Annotated in this window: 20 protein-coding genes and 1 pseudogene; 4 read left to right on the forward strand and 17 right to left on the reverse strand. The window is 34.7% G+C overall.

Translation table 11 applies throughout. The features are described 5' to 3' along the window. Positions 1-5: 5 nt before the first annotated feature. The 4 genes from HMPREF9071_RS06520 to HMPREF9071_RS06535 all read right to left on the reverse strand — a co-directional run bounded on the left by HMPREF9071_RS06520 (position 6) and on the right by HMPREF9071_RS06535 (position 2,453). Positions 6-683 (reverse strand): SIMPL domain-containing protein, encoded by a 678-nt coding sequence (locus HMPREF9071_RS06520; protein ID WP_009745809.1) that lies wholly within the window; start codon positions 681-683, stop codon positions 6-8. A gap of 98 nt (positions 684-781) precedes the next feature. Further along, positions 782-1,072, reverse strand: coding sequence for an HPF/RaiA family ribosome-associated protein (locus HMPREF9071_RS06525; protein WP_009745810.1), 291 nt, complete (start codon positions 1,070-1,072; stop codon positions 782-784). Between the two features lie 17 nt (positions 1,073-1,089). Continuing rightward, positions 1,090-1,980 (reverse strand): tyrosine-type recombinase/integrase, encoded by an 891-nt coding sequence (locus HMPREF9071_RS06530; RefSeq protein WP_009745811.1) that lies wholly within the window; start codon positions 1,978-1,980, stop codon positions 1,090-1,092. Positions 1,981-1,991: 11 nt separating this feature from the next. Continuing rightward, positions 1,992-2,453, reverse strand: coding sequence for a hypothetical protein (locus tag HMPREF9071_RS06535; RefSeq protein WP_009745812.1), 462 nt, complete (start codon positions 2,451-2,453; stop codon positions 1,992-1,994). Between the two features lie 157 nt (positions 2,454-2,610). Between HMPREF9071_RS06535 and HMPREF9071_RS06540 the strand changes: the two genes are divergently transcribed. From HMPREF9071_RS06540 to HMPREF9071_RS06555, 4 genes are all read left to right on the forward strand, one after another. Beyond that, entirely contained in the window at positions 2,611-3,522 is a 912-nt protein-coding gene (locus HMPREF9071_RS06540) for a hypothetical protein (protein WP_253908261.1), read from the forward strand. A 204-nt stretch (positions 3,523-3,726) separates the two neighbouring features. Then, complete coding sequence (locus tag HMPREF9071_RS06545) at positions 3,727-4,863, forward strand: hypothetical protein (RefSeq protein ID WP_040358058.1); 1,137 nt, start codon at positions 3,727-3,729, stop codon at positions 4,861-4,863. Between the two features lie 13 nt (positions 4,864-4,876). Next, positions 4,877-6,262: a phosphoglucosamine mutase gene (glmM, locus tag HMPREF9071_RS06550; protein ID WP_009745816.1), complete on the forward strand. Its 1,386-nt coding sequence runs from the start codon at positions 4,877-4,879 to the stop codon at positions 6,260-6,262. An 11-nt stretch (positions 6,263-6,273) separates the two neighbouring features. Then, on the forward strand, positions 6,274-6,621 hold the full coding sequence (locus HMPREF9071_RS06555) for a DUF488 domain-containing protein (RefSeq protein WP_009745817.1): 348 nt from the start codon (positions 6,274-6,276) through the stop codon (positions 6,619-6,621). A gap of 127 nt (positions 6,622-6,748) precedes the next feature. Here the strand turns inward: HMPREF9071_RS06555 and pckA are convergent, their stop codons facing one another. The 13 genes and pseudogenes from pckA to HMPREF9071_RS12370 all read right to left on the reverse strand — a co-directional run. Next, positions 6,749-8,323, reverse strand: a complete 1,575-nt coding sequence (gene pckA / locus HMPREF9071_RS06560; protein WP_009745818.1) for a phosphoenolpyruvate carboxykinase (ATP) — start codon at positions 8,321-8,323, stop codon at positions 6,749-6,751. A gap of 192 nt (positions 8,324-8,515) precedes the next feature. Further along, the gene (locus HMPREF9071_RS06565; RefSeq protein ID WP_040358389.1) at positions 8,516-9,175 is read right to left on the reverse strand and encodes an outer membrane beta-barrel protein; all 660 of its coding nucleotides are present in this window, start codon (positions 9,173-9,175) and stop codon (positions 8,516-8,518) included. Positions 9,176-9,241: 66 nt separating this feature from the next. Continuing rightward, positions 9,242-11,233 carry a TonB-dependent receptor gene (locus HMPREF9071_RS06570; RefSeq protein ID WP_009745820.1) on the reverse strand — a complete coding sequence of 664 codons (1,992 nt, stop codon included), beginning with the start codon at positions 11,231-11,233 and terminating at the stop codon, positions 9,242-9,244. A 9-nt stretch (positions 11,234-11,242) separates the two neighbouring features. Continuing rightward, positions 11,243-12,154, reverse strand: coding sequence for a FixH family protein (locus HMPREF9071_RS06575; RefSeq protein WP_009745821.1), 912 nt, complete (start codon positions 12,152-12,154; stop codon positions 11,243-11,245). 120 nt (positions 12,155-12,274) lie between these two features. After that, the gene (locus HMPREF9071_RS06580; RefSeq protein WP_040358059.1) at positions 12,275-12,652 is read right to left on the reverse strand and encodes a hypothetical protein; all 378 of its coding nucleotides are present in this window, start codon (positions 12,650-12,652) and stop codon (positions 12,275-12,277) included. A gap of 15 nt (positions 12,653-12,667) precedes the next feature. Further along, positions 12,668-13,621, reverse strand: coding sequence for a signal recognition particle-docking protein FtsY (gene ftsY / locus HMPREF9071_RS06585; RefSeq protein ID WP_009745823.1), 954 nt, complete (start codon positions 13,619-13,621; stop codon positions 12,668-12,670). A 9-nt stretch (positions 13,622-13,630) separates the two neighbouring features. Next, positions 13,631-14,770: an AAA family ATPase gene (locus HMPREF9071_RS06590; protein ID WP_009745824.1), complete on the reverse strand. Its 1,140-nt coding sequence runs from the start codon at positions 14,768-14,770 to the stop codon at positions 13,631-13,633. 12 nt (positions 14,771-14,782) lie between these two features. Continuing rightward, a complete protein-coding gene (trmD, locus tag HMPREF9071_RS06595) occupies positions 14,783-15,466 on the reverse strand; it encodes a tRNA (guanosine(37)-N1)-methyltransferase TrmD (protein WP_009745825.1) in 684 nt (227 codons plus the stop codon). Next, positions 15,467-16,087, reverse strand: a complete 621-nt coding sequence (locus HMPREF9071_RS06600; protein ID WP_009745826.1) for a hypothetical protein — start codon at positions 16,085-16,087, stop codon at positions 15,467-15,469. Positions 16,088-16,334: 247 nt separating this feature from the next. After that, the gene (locus HMPREF9071_RS06605) at positions 16,335-16,688 is read right to left on the reverse strand and encodes a winged helix-turn-helix domain-containing protein (RefSeq protein ID WP_009745828.1); all 354 of its coding nucleotides are present in this window, start codon (positions 16,686-16,688) and stop codon (positions 16,335-16,337) included. 131 nt (positions 16,689-16,819) lie between these two features. Beyond that, on the reverse strand, positions 16,820-18,721 hold the full coding sequence (locus HMPREF9071_RS06610; RefSeq protein ID WP_009745829.1) for a class II glutamine amidotransferase: 1,902 nt from the start codon (positions 18,719-18,721) through the stop codon (positions 16,820-16,822). A gap of 2 nt (positions 18,722-18,723) precedes the next feature. Continuing rightward, positions 18,724-19,653, reverse strand: coding sequence for a PfkB family carbohydrate kinase (locus HMPREF9071_RS06615; protein ID WP_009745830.1), 930 nt, complete (start codon positions 19,651-19,653; stop codon positions 18,724-18,726). Positions 19,654-19,699: 46 nt separating this feature from the next. Then, positions 19,700-20,099, reverse strand: a pseudogene (locus tag HMPREF9071_RS12370) (hypothetical protein); the annotation flags it as partial.

Consider the following 20,099-nt stretch of genomic DNA (forward strand, 5'->3'; position numbering starts at 1 on the left):
CAGATTTATTTTATTTCAAATACCACTGAAAACTCCACATGCAACTTTATAGGTGAAAAATCTGGCACATAACTTCTCTCCATGACTTCCTGAGAAGATGATACGGATAACCCCATTGCTTTTCCTTCAAGGTAGTAAGGATGATTATATTCCTGAATACTCAGTACTTTACCTATCCCCTGCCCTACTATTTTCATGAGATTTTCAGCATTATGCTTAGCTTTTTTAAGGGATTTTTCTTTGAGAAGTTGTACAATTTTATCTGTTTGAGAATACTCTTTCCGGCTAATTTGTACATTGGAAATACCATTTTTCTCTAAACTACTAATTACCTTAAGGGCTGTCACAGCATCAAAAACTAATAGTTCATAGTTCTCAACTTTGTTGATATTTGTTCTAAGAAATTTCTTATCATAAGTACTGGACATTCCATATACAGTAAGTTGCTTTTGAATATCTATTCTCACCTCTTGTAAAGATTGAATCATCTTGTTATAGAGTTCCTCTGTGGATTTCTTTCCTTTATTATCTTCCAAAGAGATATGTAGATAGATTTTGTCAGGAATTACCAAAGTATCAGTCTCTACTTGGGTTCTATAATAAGGTTTCTCTAAAAAATTTTGTTCCTGAGCATACCCGAAAGTAATTGCTATAAAAGTTAATAAAATGAATGCTTTTTTCATAAAAAATGTGTATTATTATTTATTATAATAAGTAAAAAATAATGAATTTTGTATAAAGAGAATACAAAATTCATTATTTTTCAATCCTAAATAATCATTTAACGAGTTTCTTTGTATTTTTTTAAATATCTCTCAATAGGATTTACACAGGAATCTATTCCTTCTTCAAAGGTTTTGAATTGTTTTTTAACCACGAAGCTATCTCCTGGTACATTTACTTTTACTTCCACTATCTTATTTTCTTTTACAGTGGTATTGTCTAACTTTAAATAGACTTCAGCATCAATCACCCTATCATAGAAAAGGTCTAGCTTATCCATTTTTTTTTGGATGAAGTCAATTAATTTTTGATCTACAGTAAAATTAACGGCATTGTAATTTACTTTCATATTTTAAAAATTTAAAATTAGTATTCTTTATTTGTCTCTCTTGGATGTGCATTTTTGTATTGGTTTTTCAGTTCAGCTATACTACTATGAGTATATACTTGGGTAGCTGCTAAACCTGCATGTCCTAATAATTCTTTCACCGCATTAAGGTCTGCTCCGTTGTCTAACAAATGAGTAGCAAAAGAATGACGCAGCACATGAGGGCTTTTCTTCTGCTTTGTTGTAACACTGCTAAAGTACGAATTTATTATATTATACACAAGTTTTGGATACATTTTTTTTCCATTATTAGTAAGAAAAAGAAATTCTTCACTGGTTTCTACATCTTTACGTATAAGCAAATACTTTTCAAGACTCTCCACAACAGTATGTATTAAGGGAATTATACGTTCTTTATTACGCTTACCTAATACTTTTATTGTTTTTTGAGAAAGATCTATATCATTTATTTTCAATTCAATAAGTTCTGATCTACGAATTCCCGTAGCATAGAAAAGTTCTATAATCATCCTATTACGTAACGATGTATATGAATCTTCTTCTGTAGGTATAGAAAGGACATCCTCTATCTCTTTTTCAGAGAAAGGAATAGAAAGCTTTTTCTGCGTCTTCAGTGGAATATGCTGCTGAAAAGGGGTACTCTTTATTGCTAAGGAGCGTACTAAAAAGGCATAATAAGCCTTTAGGGATGCTATTTTCCGGTTGATAGATCTATTAGTAATCTTACTTTCCACTAAGTGAATGATCCAAGAACGAATGAGTGGATAATTTACTTTAGAAAGTTCCACTGTAGGATCTTCTTCCTTGAGAAAAGCAGCAAATTCCTCCACATCTGTAAGGTAAGCAGTTACTGTATGAGGAGAGTATTTCTTCTCCAAACGTAGATAATTCTCAAAAGCATCTATCATTTCTTATCTCTTTAGAATAAAAAACCTCCATTACGAATAGTGCTTCCTAAAATAAGTAGGATCACTGCAATAAGTGTTACACAAAGGATATGTATTGCCATCTCAGGAAGCTTTTGGATTTGCCCTTTGGCAAGCTTAGGCAAAACTCTTGTTTGCGCACTGATTGCAAAACAGATGGTGGTCAGTAGCCCTATGATTTTTAAAGAAACTACAGTCTCCACCCCTGAGGTAAAGGAAAACCACGAAGGCAAGGGAACATTCAGGTCGTATGCCATCCAAACACCTGTAATGACTAAAAGGAGTAAGGAGGGCATCCCTATAGGCTCGTAAGTCTTCTCAAAACGAGAGATAAAGTCAAAATTCTTATGCTTAAATGCTTTTGGCAAAAAACCTAAAAGCAAAACCAAATGTCCTCCTACCCAAACAGTTGCACTGATAAGATGAATAATAAGTAGAATATGATGTTTGTCCATAATATAAATTATTGCCTATTTACTCTTAATAAACGAGCAAAAATACGAAATAAATTAGGATAAGCGAAACTTTTATTCAAAAATTTCTCTTGAATGATACACTAAGTATTTATTCTTTTTTGTATATTTGCCTTCTGATAAGGAAATATCTCAGACTATGAACAGATACTTACTTTTCTTGCTGTTACTTGCTTACTCTTGGACTAGTACTGCCAATATGGCGAGTCCTAATATATATGGGACTTTCCATTCTTCTCTTATCTTCCCTCAAAAATGTACTGTAACTCAAGAGAAAATCAGGGCTGATATCATTAAGAATTCTGACAAGGATTTTTACTATGAATATATCATTCGCCTAAAAGTAACATACCATATCACTTCCCCTACTAAGCAGGAGATGCCGCTGCTCTTTATGGCATCCAACTACCTAAATGACCAGCAAATCTATGTTAACGGACAAGCTATCCCCTCAAGCCCTATTGATAAGGAACAAGACTATCCTTTTCTGATAAAAGAGGAGATCACCGACACCCTGCAATATACGAATGCACCTACCAGATACCATGCCTATACCAAGTATTACATTTCTTATGATGGAAAAGAAAAACAAGAGGTAGAACCCTCCAATCTCATTTACTTTACAGCTCCTCTTAAGGCAGGTGAAAATATGATAGAGGTCAGTTATGGTGCTTTCCCCTCTACTCGTAGATATGGCTTTCTACCTCCTTATACCTTTGAATATAGCATATATCCCTCTAAGTTTTGGAAAACTTTTCCCGAAATAGATATTGAGATTCATTTTCCAAAGGAATTAAAATTCGAGCAATCATCTATGGAAGCGGAAGAATATACCGTGAGTGACCACCTCTTTCAGGGGAAGATTAAAGATTTTCACTCTACCCCTGAGCATTATTGGAGGTTTTCCCCTAAACCTTCTTGGTTAGGCAGTGTAGTCCTTGCTATAGGTCCTTTAGGATTTGGAATTATTCTCTTTTTAGGAGCTGTAGGGCTACATCTCTATTGTATAAAGAAGAAAAAAAATGGGGCTTATGGCTCGGAGTATTCCTAACACCACTGCTTTTTTATGTAGGTTTCTTAGGTGCTTATCCTTTTATTGATTGGGTCTTAGGAAAAAAATCTTTACAAGGATATGTTTTCTTAATAGTGCTTACCTATCCTATTTTTCTTATTTTCTATGGGATATTCACTTTTATTTGCTATCACTTTAGGAAATCAAAGGATTTTTAGTAATTTTGCCAATGAAAATAAAGCTATGAAAAAACTTTTACTCCTCCCCTTTCTATTCCTTTTGGCTGCTTGTCCTAAAAAACAAGCTCCCCTCTTGTCCTCTGACGAGACTGCTCTCCCTAATACTACAATACAGGATTCCTTCCATCCTCTGTGTGAGATTTCCAAAAACATTATAGCTTATGTAGATGCAAATAAAGATGTTTTTACCATTATTGATGTAGAAAAACGCTTTTCTAAAAAATTTTGGGAATACTACCGAACCCACCAAGGTAAAGGGTGTCCTGTTATTTGTTATGGAGATTTCAATACTGACGGTCAGCAAGATGCCGCTCTTATGATTGATTACAAGGGAGTAGGAGACAGAACATACCCTGACAACACCCCCTTTTTAGCAATCTTCCACAGCTATGAGACCAAGGTAGAAAAACCTATTATCATCTATCAATTAGATAGTTACAAAGATCATAATCACTCTGTCATCTATGAGCAACCCGAAGGGATTGAGTGCTATATAGAAACAAGGAAAAGAAATGGAAAAGATATCATCAATCTAATACTCCCTGAGAAATCAGGTTTCCTAATATACTGGAATGAAGACACCTACCGATACCGATATATAAATGTCTTAGATGAAGCAGAAAATACCCTTCCTCTAACAACACTTACTCCAGAGGTAGAGGCGGATTTGTACCAACTCCTAAAATGCAGTCATTTCTCTTGGAGAGAAGGATATTATCAAATTCCTGATTATGGCTGTTGGAGTCAAGTCCAGAAATTAGGTATTGCAAATGTTATCCTAATCCCCCAGACATCTGTCTTTGATACCCATCTTGCCTGGCAAAAAAATCAGGAAAAAGAAGGATTTATTGATTCCTTAGAGGAAAAAATTGCTACCTTATCCATTAAAGAAATCAAAAAGCATTTTTGTGCTGTTGTTTTTCTAACTAACCCATACTATTTGGATTATACTCCCTACTTAGATAGCTCCTATAATCCTACTTACCCTTATTATGAAGAAACTTTCCTACTAACCAATGGAAAGTGGAGCAAGGGAAAAACTTATCTGATAACCAAAGATAGAGAAGCTAAGGTATACGAACAACAAGAAAAATATATAGATAGCTTAGCCAAAAAATATCAACCTAAAATAACAAAATAAATTTTAAAGGGATATGTCATTAATCAAATCTATTTCAGGTATTCGTGGTACCATAGGTGGCAAGGTAGAAGACAACCTTACTCCTATTGATACTGTAAAATTTGCTGCCGCTTATGGCTCTTGGCTCAAGGGACAAGCAGGCAAGGAACAGGTCAAAGTCGTCATTGGACGAGATGCACGTATCTCTGGCGAGATGATCCTGCACTTAGTACAATACACCCTTATAGGCTTGGGAATAGACGTGGTCAATATAGGACTGAGTACCACCCCTACTGTGGAAATTGCTGTCCCTTTAGAACAAGCTGATGGAGGAATTATCCTCACTGCCAGCCATAACCCAAAGGAGTGGAATGCCTTAAAATTACTCAATAACAAAGGAGAATTTGTCTCTGACAAAGATGGTAAAGCAATTCTTAGAATCACTCAAGAAAATGATTTTTCCTTTGCATCAGTAGATCATTTAGGTAAACTCTCCAATGATGATCGGTATATTGACCTTCATATAGAAAAGGTGCTTGCCTTACCATTGGTTACTCCCGAAGCTATACAGAAAAAGAAATTCCGTGTGGTAGTGGATGCAGTTAACTCCACCGGTGGGATTGCCATTCCAAGACTCTTGGAGCGATTGGACGTAGAGGTTATAAAGCTCTATTGTGAGCCTAACGGACACTTCCCGCACAACCCTGAGCCCTTAAAGGAACATTTAGGCGACATCTGCAAAAAAGTGGTAGAAGAAAAAGCAGATTTTGGTATTGTGGTAGATCCTGATGTGGATAGACTTGCTTTTATCACTGAGCAAGGAGAAATGTTTGGTGAAGAATATACCTTGGTAGCCTGTGCCGATTATGTGCTAAGTAAAACTAAAGGTAATGTAGTCTCTAACCTCTCCTCCTCACGTGCTTTACGTGATATTGCTCAAAAATATGGGGTAACTTACTCTGCTGCTGCTGTAGGAGAAGTAAATGTAGTTACTGAAATGAAACGCATTGGTGCTATCATTGGCGGAGAAGGCAATGGAGGCATTATCTATCCTGAATTGCACTACGGACGCGATGCTTTAGTAGGGGTTGCTTTATTCCTTTCCCTCTTAGCCGAGAGAGATAACAGCGTAAAGGATCTTAGGGAAAGCTATCCTGCTTACTTTATGAGTAAAAATAAAATACAACTCACCGAGCACATCAATCCTGATCTTATCCTCAAGGAAATGGAACAGAAATACATTGGAGAACAAATAACCACTATTGACGGATTGAAAATTGATTTTCCTGAAAGCTGGGTACACCTGAGAAAGTCCAATACAGAACCTATTATCCGTATCTATACTGAGGCTAAGACTCAAGAAGAAGCTGACCAATTAGCTCAGCATTTTATTAAGGAAATAAAGAATATTATAAACTAAAAAAAGAGATTATGGAAATTCAACTAAAACGTATTTATCAGGCTCAAGAAGAATCAGATGGTTTTCGTATTTTAGTGGATAGGATTTACCCGCGAGGTATTAAAAAAGAAGATCTACAGGTGGACTTATGGGACAAAGAAATAGCTCCCTCCTCTACACTACGTAAGAGTTTTCATACTACTGGTGATTTTGAAACTTTTAAAGAAAGCTATTTGAAGGAGCTCGCTTTAAATAAAAAAATACCAGAGTTTCTACAACTAATAAGGAAAGAACCTAAAATCACTCTTCTTACAGCAAGCAAGGATGTTAATCACTGTCAGTTACCTATCCTAAAGGAGTTTATAGAGAAGAATTTATAACTTTCTAGCTTTCTTTTACTCCTTCTTTGCTCTATTAAAAAAGAAACAAAAGAGGTTAGCTCGTGGAAGCTAACCTCTTAAAAATCAATAAAGCCAATTAAATACTTATAAATTAGGCAACAAAATTTTACAATTTAGGAGCTCCTTTAAGTACTTCTGCATCGGCACCTGCTTCAAATTTCTTAAAGTTTTCTACGAAAGCCTCTGCCAATTCTTTAGATTTAGCAGCAAACTGAACTTTATCTTCCCATGTGTTCTCAGGATTAAGAATGCTCTGGTCTGATACAGTTGCACAACTTTGAGGTACTTGAAAACCAAAGATAGGTAATTCTTTGAATTCTACTTTATTGAGTTCTCCTGTAAGAGCAGCAGTAATAAGAGCGCGTGTATCTTTCAAGCTACAACGTTTCATTTTTCCGTTATATCCTGTATTAACAAGCCATACATTTACTCCTGATTCTTTAATTTTTCCTGCTAACATCTTTCCATATTCTGCTGGGTGCAAAGGCATAAAAGCAGCACCAAAACAAGCAGAGAATGTCTTTTGTGGAGTAGTAATACCTACCTCTGTACCTGCCACTTTGGAGGTATATCCAGATATAAACTGATAAGCAGCTTGGTTAGGAGTTAGCTTAGAAATAGGAGGAAGTACTCCATAAGCATCAAAAGTTAAGAAGAAAATGTTCTTTGGATTGTGTCCTATAGAACCCGGTTGAATATTAGCAATATGATAAATAGGGTAAGAAACACGAGTATTTTCAGTAATATCGGTACGAGAGAAATCCACTACCCCCTTATCATCCATAATTACGTTTTCAAGGATAGCACCTTTTTTGATAGCACCGAAGATTTCAGGTTCTTTCTCTGCAGTAAGGTCAATTACTTTTGCATAACATCCCCCTTCAAAGTTAAATACTGTATTTTCAGGAGTCCAACCATGTTCATCATCTCCAATTAAGTGACGATTTGGATCTGCTGAAAGAGTAGTTTTACCTGTCCCTGAAAGTCCAAAGAAAATAGCTGTATCTCCATCTTTTCCTACATTGGCGGAGCAGTGCATAGGCATTGTATTTCTAAATACAGGAAGCACAAAGTTCATTGCAGAGAAGATACCTTTTTTGATTTCCCCTGTGTATCCTGTACCTCCAATAAGAACAATCTTACGGGTGAAGTTTAGGATAGCGAAGTTCCCTTGACGAGTGCCATCTACAGTAGGATCAGCAAGGAAGCTAGGAGCATTAATCACCAACCAATCTTCTTTGAAACTAGCCAGTTCGCTGTCTTCTATACGAAGAAACATATTGTTGGCAAAGAGGTTACTCCAAGGAAGTTCTGTGATAGTACGTATATTTGTACGATATTTAGGATCTGCACATACATAACCATCGTGCACATAGATTTCCTTACCTGCAAGATAAGCCACTACTTTATTATAAAGAGCATCAAACTTTTCAGGAGAGAAAGGAATATTGATTTTTCCCCACCATACACGGTCTTGGGTGATGTCATCTTTTACAATAAAACGGTCTTGAGGAGAACGTCCTGTAAACTTTCCTGTATTAACAGCAAGAGCACCAGAGGATGCTTCTCTACCTAAGCCTTTGGAAAGAGTTTCAGCATGTAACTCATCTGCTGAAAGCTGATAACGCACATTAGCGTTTTTAATTCCGTATTTTTCTACGGAAAGGGTTTTTGTACTCATAGAAAAAAATTTTATTTATGAATAAATTAGTTAAAAAGTAATCCATTTGATGGATTTTGTGTTGCACAAAGGTACAATTTTTTTCTGTTACACCAAATTTTTTTCCCTAAAATTTTTCTTTAATTCATAAAAAAACTTTGTCAGAAATTCCTCTGACAAAGTTAGTATAAATGTATGATAACCAAAATTCAATTAGAATTTGTATCCAACTCCTGTTTGTAGAAAAATGTTATTTACTTCTCCTCGTGTAGAAAGATTTATAATTCCCACATTACAATTCACATCAAAGAAAAGCCCAAAAGGCAAGTGATACTCTACTCCTGCCCCTACTCCAAAATCAATATCAGAGTTACGGTACTTATCTTTCATTGTATAAGTGTATCCATCTCTCTTCTCCTTAATAGTAGCTATATAACCTATATAAGTTCCTATTTTAGGACGTAATCCGGCTATTACGTTGTATTTTAACCAAATAGGAAAATTAAGCTGAGAGATTAATACTTTGTCTCCCTCATAGCTATAGTCCCTATTAACACTTGAATGTCTTTTATTGTATATCTTCACATAGTTATACTCAGTGCCCAATACAGTAAAACTTATTCCTGGCTCCAAATAGAACTTATGTGGTAAAGCTATTTCTACAAAACCATCAATATGTCCTGTAACAAGAACGTCTGTCGAATAATCCGTTCTTGTATTACTAGAAAATCTATTGCCCGTATCGAATCCTCGTCCATCTATGATTAAATCAGCAAAGGTAAGTCCTGCTCTCAAACCAAAATGAGCCTTTCTTTGCCCATAAACAACAGGAACTAAGAGTAATAGCATTAAAGAAAGAAAAAAATTCTTCATTTTCATATTTTTTTAATATGAGGCAAATATACAAAAACTTTACTAAACCACCATAAAATTTCTTTTTTAAAAAGAAAAACCTATACTAGTGAAAATATTACGACCCATGCGGGGAATATTTCCCCAATCAGCATAAGTACTATAGTAATTATTAGTTATATTTTCTATTCCTAACTCTATTTGTAGATTGTTATCTCCTATAGGGAAACGATAATTAGCAGAAAGATTATACACTATATACGCTGGTGTACGGTCTTCACCATATTGTGGAGAATAAGCCGTCTGTGTAAAATCTCCATTAAAGGAAAAAATGCAGGCAAAACGGTCTTTGCTATATTTTATACTAGTTTGATAACTTACAGGACGAATAAATGGCAGGTTTTCTTCTTTAAAATCTATTCCTCTTGCGTAATTTATAGTTCCCTTCCAATGAAATTTTTCTAAGAAATAGTAGCTAAGATTAAGAGAGGTATTGAATATTTTAGCATATTCTAAAGCCTCATATTTTTTCACTCCCACAGAAGCAGCATTCATAGGGAAGGCTATATTAAGAATCTTTCCAAGAATATAATTCTCAATATAGAAGTAATTAGCCTTTGCCTCAATAATCAGTGATTCATTTTCAAAACTTATACTTCCATTCAGTTCGTAGGATATTTCATTCTTGAGGTTAGGAGTACCTATATAATCATATCGGTCAAAACTATTATAAATATAATATCCATAAGCCTCCGATACGGAGGGTGCCCTGTGACCGTATCCTGTACCTAAAGAAAAGGTAAAGGGATTCACCTTCATTTGATAAGAAGCATGTAAGCTAGGTAAGAAGCGTGTTCTATTTTGAGGTGAATCAGCCGTATTTTGGTTAAAAACACGGATAAAATCTAGGTATTTTATATGATTGTGATTTACGCCCAATGTTCCTCCCAATATTAATTGCTCTTTATCATTTAATTCCCATTGATTATTTACAGAAAATCCTCCATAATTAGTTGTTACTCCAGGCCAGGTAAAAGCAAAACCACTCACTCGGCTCCTATCACGTGGATACATAGTCATTTCTGCTAAAGCGTAATTAGAGTATCCATTCAGTTGAATATCAGCTGTATAATTATCCTTTTTAAGAAGAATTTTTGAGGTAAGTCCATAAGTAGTACTCCAACCAGGCATATCCATGTGTACAAGGTTTTCAGCACGTGTAGTATCATCCATATAGTGTTCTATGGCATTGAAGTAAAACTTTGAATCCCACACCTTAAATATGCTATTTTCAAAAAATTGCTTGAATGATAGTGATGTTATCAAAGCACGAGCAAGCCAAGTATCCATAGGCAAAGCAGGATATCCTACATCTTTAGCCACATCAAAGATAGCATCCGCTTTTAAAGAAGAAAGTCCACTCGTTTTGTAAGCTAATCCTAAAGAAGTATTATATTTTTCAAACTGTGAATGTTTCACAACATTCCCATGACCATCCTTATAACTATCAGCTTTACGATAAGCGGCTGTCCCATCAGCTACAAATTTTTCAGAAGAATAATAAAGGTCTGCTAATCCAAAGCGGTGTATATTATTGCTTTGAAACCCCACTTGAGCAGAGCCTCCAAGATTTGGCATATCTGAGAAAGAAACACGTTTTCGCTTCAGGTCAATAGCTCCTGCTATAGTTGCCCCATGCCTTCCTCCTTCTTGTCCAGAATGAATGTCTATCTTAGAGAGGTTATTTGTTTCTACATAAGAGGTTACGGGATCCATCTTATCTGTACAGGCTCCAAAAATATGCATTCCTTCTATAGTAATAGAGGAGCGTTCTGTATTCATATTATTAAGCATTGGCTCCCAAGCGTATGCACCTCGCTTGATGAAACTAATATTATCAGAGGTAGCCAGATATTCATCAACAGAACAGGAAAGTTTGACTCCTGCCTGAATCTGTTGTTTACGAAATTTATCAGCAAATACCACTTCTTTGAGCTTAATAATGCTATCTTTTTCTTTTGTTTGCCCAAAAGAAAAAATACTGGATAAAAGCAATATATACAATGTATACTTTTTCATACCTAACCTTTAGAATAAAATATCAATATGAAGATCGCTTTGTTCTCCAAATACGCCCATTTGTACCTTTTTAGATACTTGAGTCCCCTTTACTATATTTCCAAAGGAATCCTTAAGGATAAAGTTCAATGTCCAATAGCCTTGCATCGTATAATTCACTTTTCCATGATAAAACCCATCATTTTTCTGAGTAAGATCTTGGTTATCAGGAGAAGAGTGATTCCCCATATCTTCTCCAGGCATACGTGGATCAAGCTCTAGTACATAGTTATTCACTACTTCATAAGTGTTATCCGATTTCTCTACCCATATACCTACTATAAGATTATTGACAGCCACTTTAGGAATTTCAGGAGCTATAAGAGCTATATAGTATTTCTTTCCATCTTTTCCTTGAAATTCAGTCATGTTCAAGTTAGGGTTACGAGTATCCAAAACTTCTATCTCCTTCTGAGCTTGATAAGTAACTCCATCTATTTTATAGGTGAGAGCTATATTCCAAGGAGTTTTAATACCAGTATGGGTAGCATTCAATACTGAATAATCTTTAGGAGTATCAAAAACAGCAAAACCTTTAAAAATACGGTTATCCTCACTATTGTTAAGGAGTTTGCTATACGGGGCTGAGAGTACTCTTCCCTGTTTATCCGTATGAGTAATAGAAAGTTGCACTTCCTCTACATTAAGTCTTTCTAATGTATTGGCAGTTACTATTTTTATTGCCAAATCATTATATCCTCGAAGGAATTCTCCATCAGAAGCCTCTATGGAGATATTATGTCCATTTTCTTTTATATAGGTTACTTCTTGTAGAGAACCACGAGAGGCAAAATTAAGACGATTTCCAAAAGGTGTTTTTTCCACGGTACAAGAAAAAAGAAAAACAGCCATCATAAGGCTTGTATATTTTATAAATCTCATTTTTTTATTTTTTGGTTATAATATTAACAGGAATTCGTAAGAAAGTTTATTATAGCATATACCCTCCTCAAAGTTATATAGACAACTTTGAGGTGAAAATATAAAATTCCTTGAAAAGTACTATAACATAGGAGGACGTGATACTTCTCTTGAAACATTTTCCCAAAAAGGATATCGGTAATAGAAAGGGGAATTTTTTAGAAGGAATTCTGTAGAAAAAGGTACAAAAGAAGGAACTTCCATATAGAAAACTTCTGTTTGTAGCTTAGTGAAATCAAATTTCACATCCGTTTGCTCAGAGGTGTTTTCAGAGGATATCCTTGCTAAGAAGCATTTACCATTGCAATGTTTCTTTACATCAGTTTTATTTTCGCAAAAAAGAGTTATAAAATGGGTTGGATTTAATAGATAATAAGAGAAAAAAAGACCGCTCCGTATAGCACTAAGTAATACTATACATGAAAGAAGTATGAGATAAAAACGAGCTGATCTGTTCACTATTAAGTCTAATATTTATTTGAAAAATGAATCTACAAACTCATATTTGTTGAATACCTGTAGATCCTCTATTCCCTCCCCTACTCCAATATATTTTACAGGGATTTGGAATTGATCAGAGATACCAATGACAACGCCTCCCTTAGCTGTACCATCCAACTTAGTAATAGCCAATGCATTTACTTCAGTGGCTAAAGTAAATTGTTTTGCTTGTTCAAAGGCATTCTGTCCAGTAGAACCATCTAATACTAAGAGTACCTCATCAGGGGTATTGGGTAAAAGTTTCTGCATAACACGCTTCACCTTGCTGAGCTCATTCATCAGGTTAACCTTATTATGTAGACGCCCTGCTGTATCTATTATCACAACATCAGCATTCTGCGAAAGGGCTGAGGAGAGGGTATCATACGCCACCGATGCAGGGTCGCTTCCTGTTTGTTGTTTTACTAAAGGTACTCCTACCCGATCTGCCCAGACTTGTAGTTGGTCAATAGCAGCCGCTCGGAAGGTATCAGCAGCACCCAAAACTATATTCAATCCTTTCTTTTTTAGTTGATAAGCTAATTTCCCGATAGTAGTAGTTTTTCCGGCTCCATTAACACCAACTACCATAATTACATAAGGTTTTTTGCCGGTTGGAATAGAAAAATCCACTTCTTCTCCTCGCTGAGTTTCAGAAAGCAAAGCAGCTATTTCCTCACGTAAAATTTTATTAAGCTCATTTGTTCCCAAATATTTTTCCTGATACACACGTTTTTCTATGCGATCAATAATTTTTAAAGTAGTATCTACCCCTACATCACTACTTACCAAAATTCCCTCTAACTCATCTAAAATAGTATCATCTACCTTTGATTTTCCTGCAATGGCACGAGCTAACTTATCAAAGAAAGAAGTTTTTGATTTCTCTAAACCTTTATCTAAAGTTTCTTTCTTATCTGATGAAAATAGTTTTTTAAAAAAATTCATAGCTGTTATTTATTTAAATCCTATTTTAGGAATATTATTTTCTTCTCTTAGGGATTTAGTTTCCATATTAGTAAGCTCTGCTAAGGAGCAAGGTTTAGTAATATTAGCTTCTTTTCCTAAAGAACGCAGATAATTATTACATTTTTCCACTGTAAGTTCTCTAAACTTATATTCGGCGATAAGTCGCCCTTTTCTCAGTAATGCTGAATCAATTTTTGATATGTCTGAGTTAAAGGTACAAATAAGTTGACATTCAAGTACATCGGATAGCATTCCATCAGCAATATTTAGGATGGAGGATACCACATCTGTATTACTATTATAAGCAGTACGCTCGGCTATATAATTCTCACAATCTTCTAGAACCAATACTGAATTCTTATGATCAATAAGTACTCCTATGAAGGAAGGATCTGTAAGGGAAGCTATCATAGAAGTAGGTACAAAAATGAATTTTTTACTAGGAATTTGACTGGTTAGCCACTTGATATAGTTTGTTTTTCCAGAGCCTGCTATGCCGTGAAAAAGCACAACTCCTTTATTCTCATTAGTAATACTTTGCCTTACACGATTATGTACTTCTATAAAATCATCATTATACATCTTATCAAAATCAATGCGGTAAGGCTTAATTATATGTGTTTTTACATCAAAACCATTTTTATCCTTTAAAAGTATAGAAACTTTTGCCCTTTTTGGCTGATACTTTTCCAAATATTCTGAGAAAATAATCCTAAGATTTTTTGTAATAGAAGAGTTGCGATTATCATAAAATATATAATTTACCTTATATAACCCCTCTTCAAACATCTCTGAATCATAATCATTAGAAAGATTATGAGAGATAAGAATAAATACCTCTAATTCAGGATGAAAATAGCATTCCTCATCTTCATAAAGCCTATTACTTTTGGAGGCATAGCTAATAGTATAGAAATCTGTACATTTTTCAAAATATTGCAACTTATCTCTAGAAATTATTAAATCATCATCTTCTAAATAAATATCACATAGAATATCTCTCAGTAAAGTTTCATAAGGGGCTCTAACTCTTTCATAACGATGTTTGTCAAATAGTTCTATTTCATCATCTGCATTAACTCTTAATATATTTACTTCTCTGTAAAATTTCGAATCAAATATCTTCATTAATTATTTTTACTAATTTTCTTTCTTTAACAAATCGGGTCTGCGTTCTTCTGTACGTTTATAAGCCTGCTCTTCTCTCCAATTTTCAATCAAAGGGGTATTTCCACTTAGGAGTATTTCAGGCACTTTCCACCCTTTGTATTCGGAGGGACGTGTATAAATAGGAGGTGCCAGAAGGTTATCTTGAAATGAATCTGTAAGAGCAGATGTTTCATCTGAGAGCACACCAGGAATAAGGCGAACAATAGCATCACTAAGTACTGCTGCAGCTAATTCTCCTCCTGAGAGAACATAATCTCCTATGGAAATCTCTTTAGTTATAAAGTGCTCTCTAACCCGTTCATCTACACCCTTATAATGCCCACAAAGGATAATAATATTTTCTTTAAGAGAAAGTTGATTTGCTATGCGTTGGTCTAAGGTATGTCCATCAGGGGTAAGATAGATTATTTCCTCATAGGAACGCTCTGCTTTAAGAGCTGAAATACAAGTGTCAATAGGTTCTATCATCAGTACCATACCTGCTCCTCCTCCAAAACTATAGTCATCTATTTGCTTATAATTTCCTAACCCATACTGACGTAAATCATGAAAATGTACACTTGCTAATCCCTTCTCTATAGCTCTCTTAAAAATAGAGTGCTCAAAAGGGCTACGGAGTAATTCAGGAACAACAGCTATAATATCAATTCGCATCTAAGAACGATGTTTGTTAATTTCGTCTTGCAATTGCCTGCGTACTTTCTGTTCACGTTCAATAGCTTTAGTGCGATACTCTTCATATTCATTTTGCAAATTTTCAAAATCCCTCAAAGTACTTTGGGTAATATTGTTTGAACGTGTAAACTTAGAAATAAATAATATTAACAGTATAGCCAACACAATAATAATTCCCCATACAACTGCTGAGTATAATCCCTTATCTAAAGGAATTCCAAAGAAGTCTATGCTATTTTTCTGACGCATTTCCTTTTCAAGATCACTTTCTACGGATTGTATTTTAAGGTTCAATTGTTTTATTTCAGAAGCTTGATGGGCAATGGTATCCAATTTTTCTCTTAACAAATCCTTTTGCACACGAACACTGTCAAGCATATTCTTTTTAATAGCATAGAGTGTCTCTTTCTTTACTACCTTATATTTTTCCCAATTTCCAGATTTTTCTATCATCTGGTCAAATTGTCCTTCTATAGTTTTAGGATATTGCTTTTCCTCCTCTTGTGTAGTTCCTGTATTTCCTTGTTGAGGTTCACTCTGTGCTATAGCCCATAAAGGAAAAAATAGTCCAAGACTAATAATCAAAATTTTTCTTTTCATTTGATGTATTTATATTTTTATTTCAACGGCAAAAATACTATTTTTTTTACACATATATGCTCCCTCTGCTCATTATTAACAAAAATTTGTTGGTTTGAATAATCGGTAGTTTCCTTATCATATATATTCACATTATACATGAGAAAAGAGAAACAAGGTATTCCTCTGAATCAGAATATCTCTTGCTTCTCCTGTTTTTTATTCAATTATTAAGTAATCATTTTTATAGTTAAGCAGTGGAATTCCCCTATGCTTCTTTCCAGCCTGTAAAGCAGTCATTTTCTCCTTTACCATATTGCTTTAAACTATCATTTACGTCTTTGAAGAGCTGAAGAATATCTCTCCCTTCCTCTGTAAGGATACTGTGTCCTCCAGTCTTCCCTCCAGCTTCTTTTGCTACAATTTCAAAAGAAGAACTTCTATTCATCTCTTGAATCATCCCCCATGCTCGGCGATAGGGGATATTCAGTACCTTAGCTGCCTCTGAAATAGAACCTAACAAATCAATCTGTTCCAATAGCAATGCTTTTATCACATTAATTTCCAAACCTGTATCCGTTTCTATCCAGATATTTCCTCTTATTTTTAGATTATTTTCCATATCTTTTTGAGCTAAATTTGTAATTCAGTAAACTATTTTTAGCCTAAAACAAAGGGCTTTATCTTTTTTCGAAATACAAGGCAAATATACATACTTTTTTTGAAAATACAAATCTTTTCGTCTATTAAATTTTAATAGGCTCTTTCTTTGTTTCCTTCATAAAAGTTAATAAAAGCTTGGTTTACTACTCTATTTCCTCCTGGAGTAGGATAATCTCCTGTAAAGTACCAATCTCCTAAGTTCTTAGGACATGCCTTATGTAAGTTATCCACACTTTGGAAAATAATCTCCAAATTACATTTCATCGTTTCAGGACGTAAGAGCTCTGTTATTTTCTCAGAGATTTGCTCAGAGGAAAAAGGAGCGTAAAGTTCTTTTACATAATTGATAATCTCTATATCTGGTTTTCCTTTTTGGTCTAAACATTTCTGGTAGATCTCTTTTACAATTGTATAGGTACCCATTTGCTTATGTAGGGCAAGAGTAGCTTCAAAAGCAATAAGATTTTCCAAGCGTGCCATATCAATGCCATAGCAATCAGGGTAACGTATTTGTGGAGCTGAGGAAAGTACCGTAATTTTCTTAGGTTCTAACCTGCTTAGAATATTAAGAATACTCTTCTTAAGAGTTGTTCCACGTACAATACTATCATCTATTATTACTAGGTTATCCTTATTCTTACGTACTGAACCATAAGTAATATCATATACATGAGCTACCATATCCTCCCGTCCTGAATCTTCTGTAATAAAAGTACGAAGTTTTACATCCTTAATAGCTACTTTTTCTATTCGGGGTCGTACAGAGAGAATTTGGGTAAGTTGTTCCTCCGAAAGGAATTTCCCTGCTTGAAGGATTTGTTCTTTTTTCTGTTGATTAAGATTGTTAGAAACAGCCTCTATCAATCCATAAAAAGAAGTTTCTGCCGTGTTAGGGATATAGGAAAAAACTGTATTAGTAAGATCATTATCTATAGATCTCAATACCTTTGGTAATAACAGGGCTCCTAATTTCTTTCTTTCTAAATAAATCTCTTGATCACTTCCTCGTGAGAAATATATACGTTCGAAAGAACAAGCCTTACGCTCAACAGGAGTAAGTATTTGTTCTGTATAGGTAGTTCCATTCCTCTTTATTAAAAAAGCTGCTCCTGGAGGAAGTTCCTTAACTTCTTGAAATTCTGTATTGAAGGCTGTTTGTATTACAGCACGTTCAGAGGCGACTACGGCTATTTCATCATCTTTATAATAATAGGCAGGGCGAATACCAGCAGGATCACGTATAACAAAAGCATCACCATGTCCTATGATACCTGCCATTGCGTATCCTCCATCCCAACGATGAGCAGCCTTTTTAAGAACCCTTACCATATCCAGTTGTTCCATAATTAGGGAAGAAGCCTCTCTCTTGCTGATTCCTTCTCTCTTAAGTTTAAGATAACATTCTTCTACTTCATCATCCAAGAAGTGCCCAATACGTTCCATAATAGTAATAGTATCTGTCTTGGCTATAGGATGCTGTCCTATTTTCACCAATCTATTGAAAAGCTCAGGAACATTTGTTAAGTTAAAGTTCCCTGCTAAGATAAGGTTACGATAGATCCAATTATTCTCTCGTAGAAAAGGATGTACATTTTCAATACTATTTTTCCCAAAAGTACCATAACGTACATGTCCTAGATAAACCTCCCCAAGATATGGGATAATATGCTTAAGTTGTAGAATATTCTCTTTGGCTTGGGGATATTCCTCTAATAGGTTATTAATATGCTGATTAATCTGTTTAAAAATATCTTGAATAGGTTGTGTATCATTGGAGCGAACCCTACTTATATAACGCTCACCAGGTAACATATTAAGCTTAATATTTGCTATTCCAGCACCATCCTGACCACGATTGTGCTGCTTCTCCATAAGCAAGTACATTTTATGGAGACCATAGAAAGGGGTCCCATATTTTTCCTTGTAATATTCTAATGGCTTTAGAAGACGTAATAATGCTATTCCACATTCATGTTTGATGGTGTCACTCATTTCTAAACAATATTTATATCAAATTGGGTTAGTTCTTTTAGATAAAAAAGCCGACGAAGGACTTCTTCCTTAGTAAGAGTAAGGAGCCGTTCAGTACCTATTTTCTCTACACAGAAGGAAGCTAAGGTAGATGCATAAGCTAAAGCATTTTTCATATTTTCAAAAGAAATATCCCCTGTCTTTGCCATATAGCCTATGAATCCTCCAGCAAAAGTATCCCCAGCCCCTGTGGGATCACATACCTCTGCTAAAGGAAGAGCCGGAGTGAAAAAACTTTTATCTTCATGGAAAAGCATAGATCCATGCTCTCCCTTCTTAATAATTATATAATTAACTCCTTTAGCCTGTAATTTTTCTACTGCTTTTAAAAAATTAGTCTCTCCTGTAAGGGCACGGGCTTCTTCATCACTTACAGTAAGAATATCTATTTTCCGTATAGCCTCATCCAAAAGTTCTGGAGTATTCTCTATCCAATAATTCATTGTATCCAAAACAATGAGTTGAGGTCTCTCACAGAGCTGTTCCAATACTTGCAGCTGTACTTTGGGATGAAGATTTCCTAAAAGGATAAAAGAGGCTCCTGCAAAATCTGATGAAAGTTTGGGTATATAATTCCTTAATGCATTTTCTTGAGTCTCAAGAGTTACTCTTTCATTCATATTAGTAGCATAACGTCCACTCCAAAAGAAAGTCTGTGCTCCTTTGACTATCTCCACTTGTGAAATATCTACCTCACGCTCAGTGAGTACTTCCAAAAAAGAAGATGGATAATCCTCGCCTACTACGGATACTACTGCTTGTTCAATATCAAAAACAGCAGTTGCCAAAGCACTATAATTAGCAGCTCCCCCCATAATTCTCTCTGCCTTAGTAAAGGGAGTCTCTATAGTATCAAAAGCTAATGTTCCTACTGTAAGTACTTTATTATTCATTTCTTGACAAAAATATTTTTCTATTATTAAAGTACAAAGGTACTACTTATTTTTGAAATGACAAGATGTTTTTTAACCTACAACAATGCCGCAATTTCCATCTGTAAGGATTAAAACATTTGAAGTTTTTCCTTTTTTGTGATGTTAATAAGCAACACTTTGGATTGCCTTTTGTATAAAAAGTATTTGGTAAAGAATTGTTGATGTATTCAACAATTGAAGAATCTCCATACTTATAAGTATTTTTAATAAAAAAGGAAGGTTTGTATAAAAACAACTGGTATAGATATACATTATAATCTTCCAAATAATATCCCAATAGATCATCTTTAAAAATATTACTCAAAATATCATATAATATACTTTCATCTTTTTGTTGAATACAAACTAACAATAACTTTATAAAAAAAACTTGAGCATATTCTTCTTTTTCAAATTCTTGTTCT

This window comes from Capnocytophaga sp. oral taxon 338 str. F0234 (assembly GCF_000192225.1).
GTDB lineage: Bacteria > Bacteroidota > Bacteroidia > Flavobacteriales > Flavobacteriaceae > Capnocytophaga.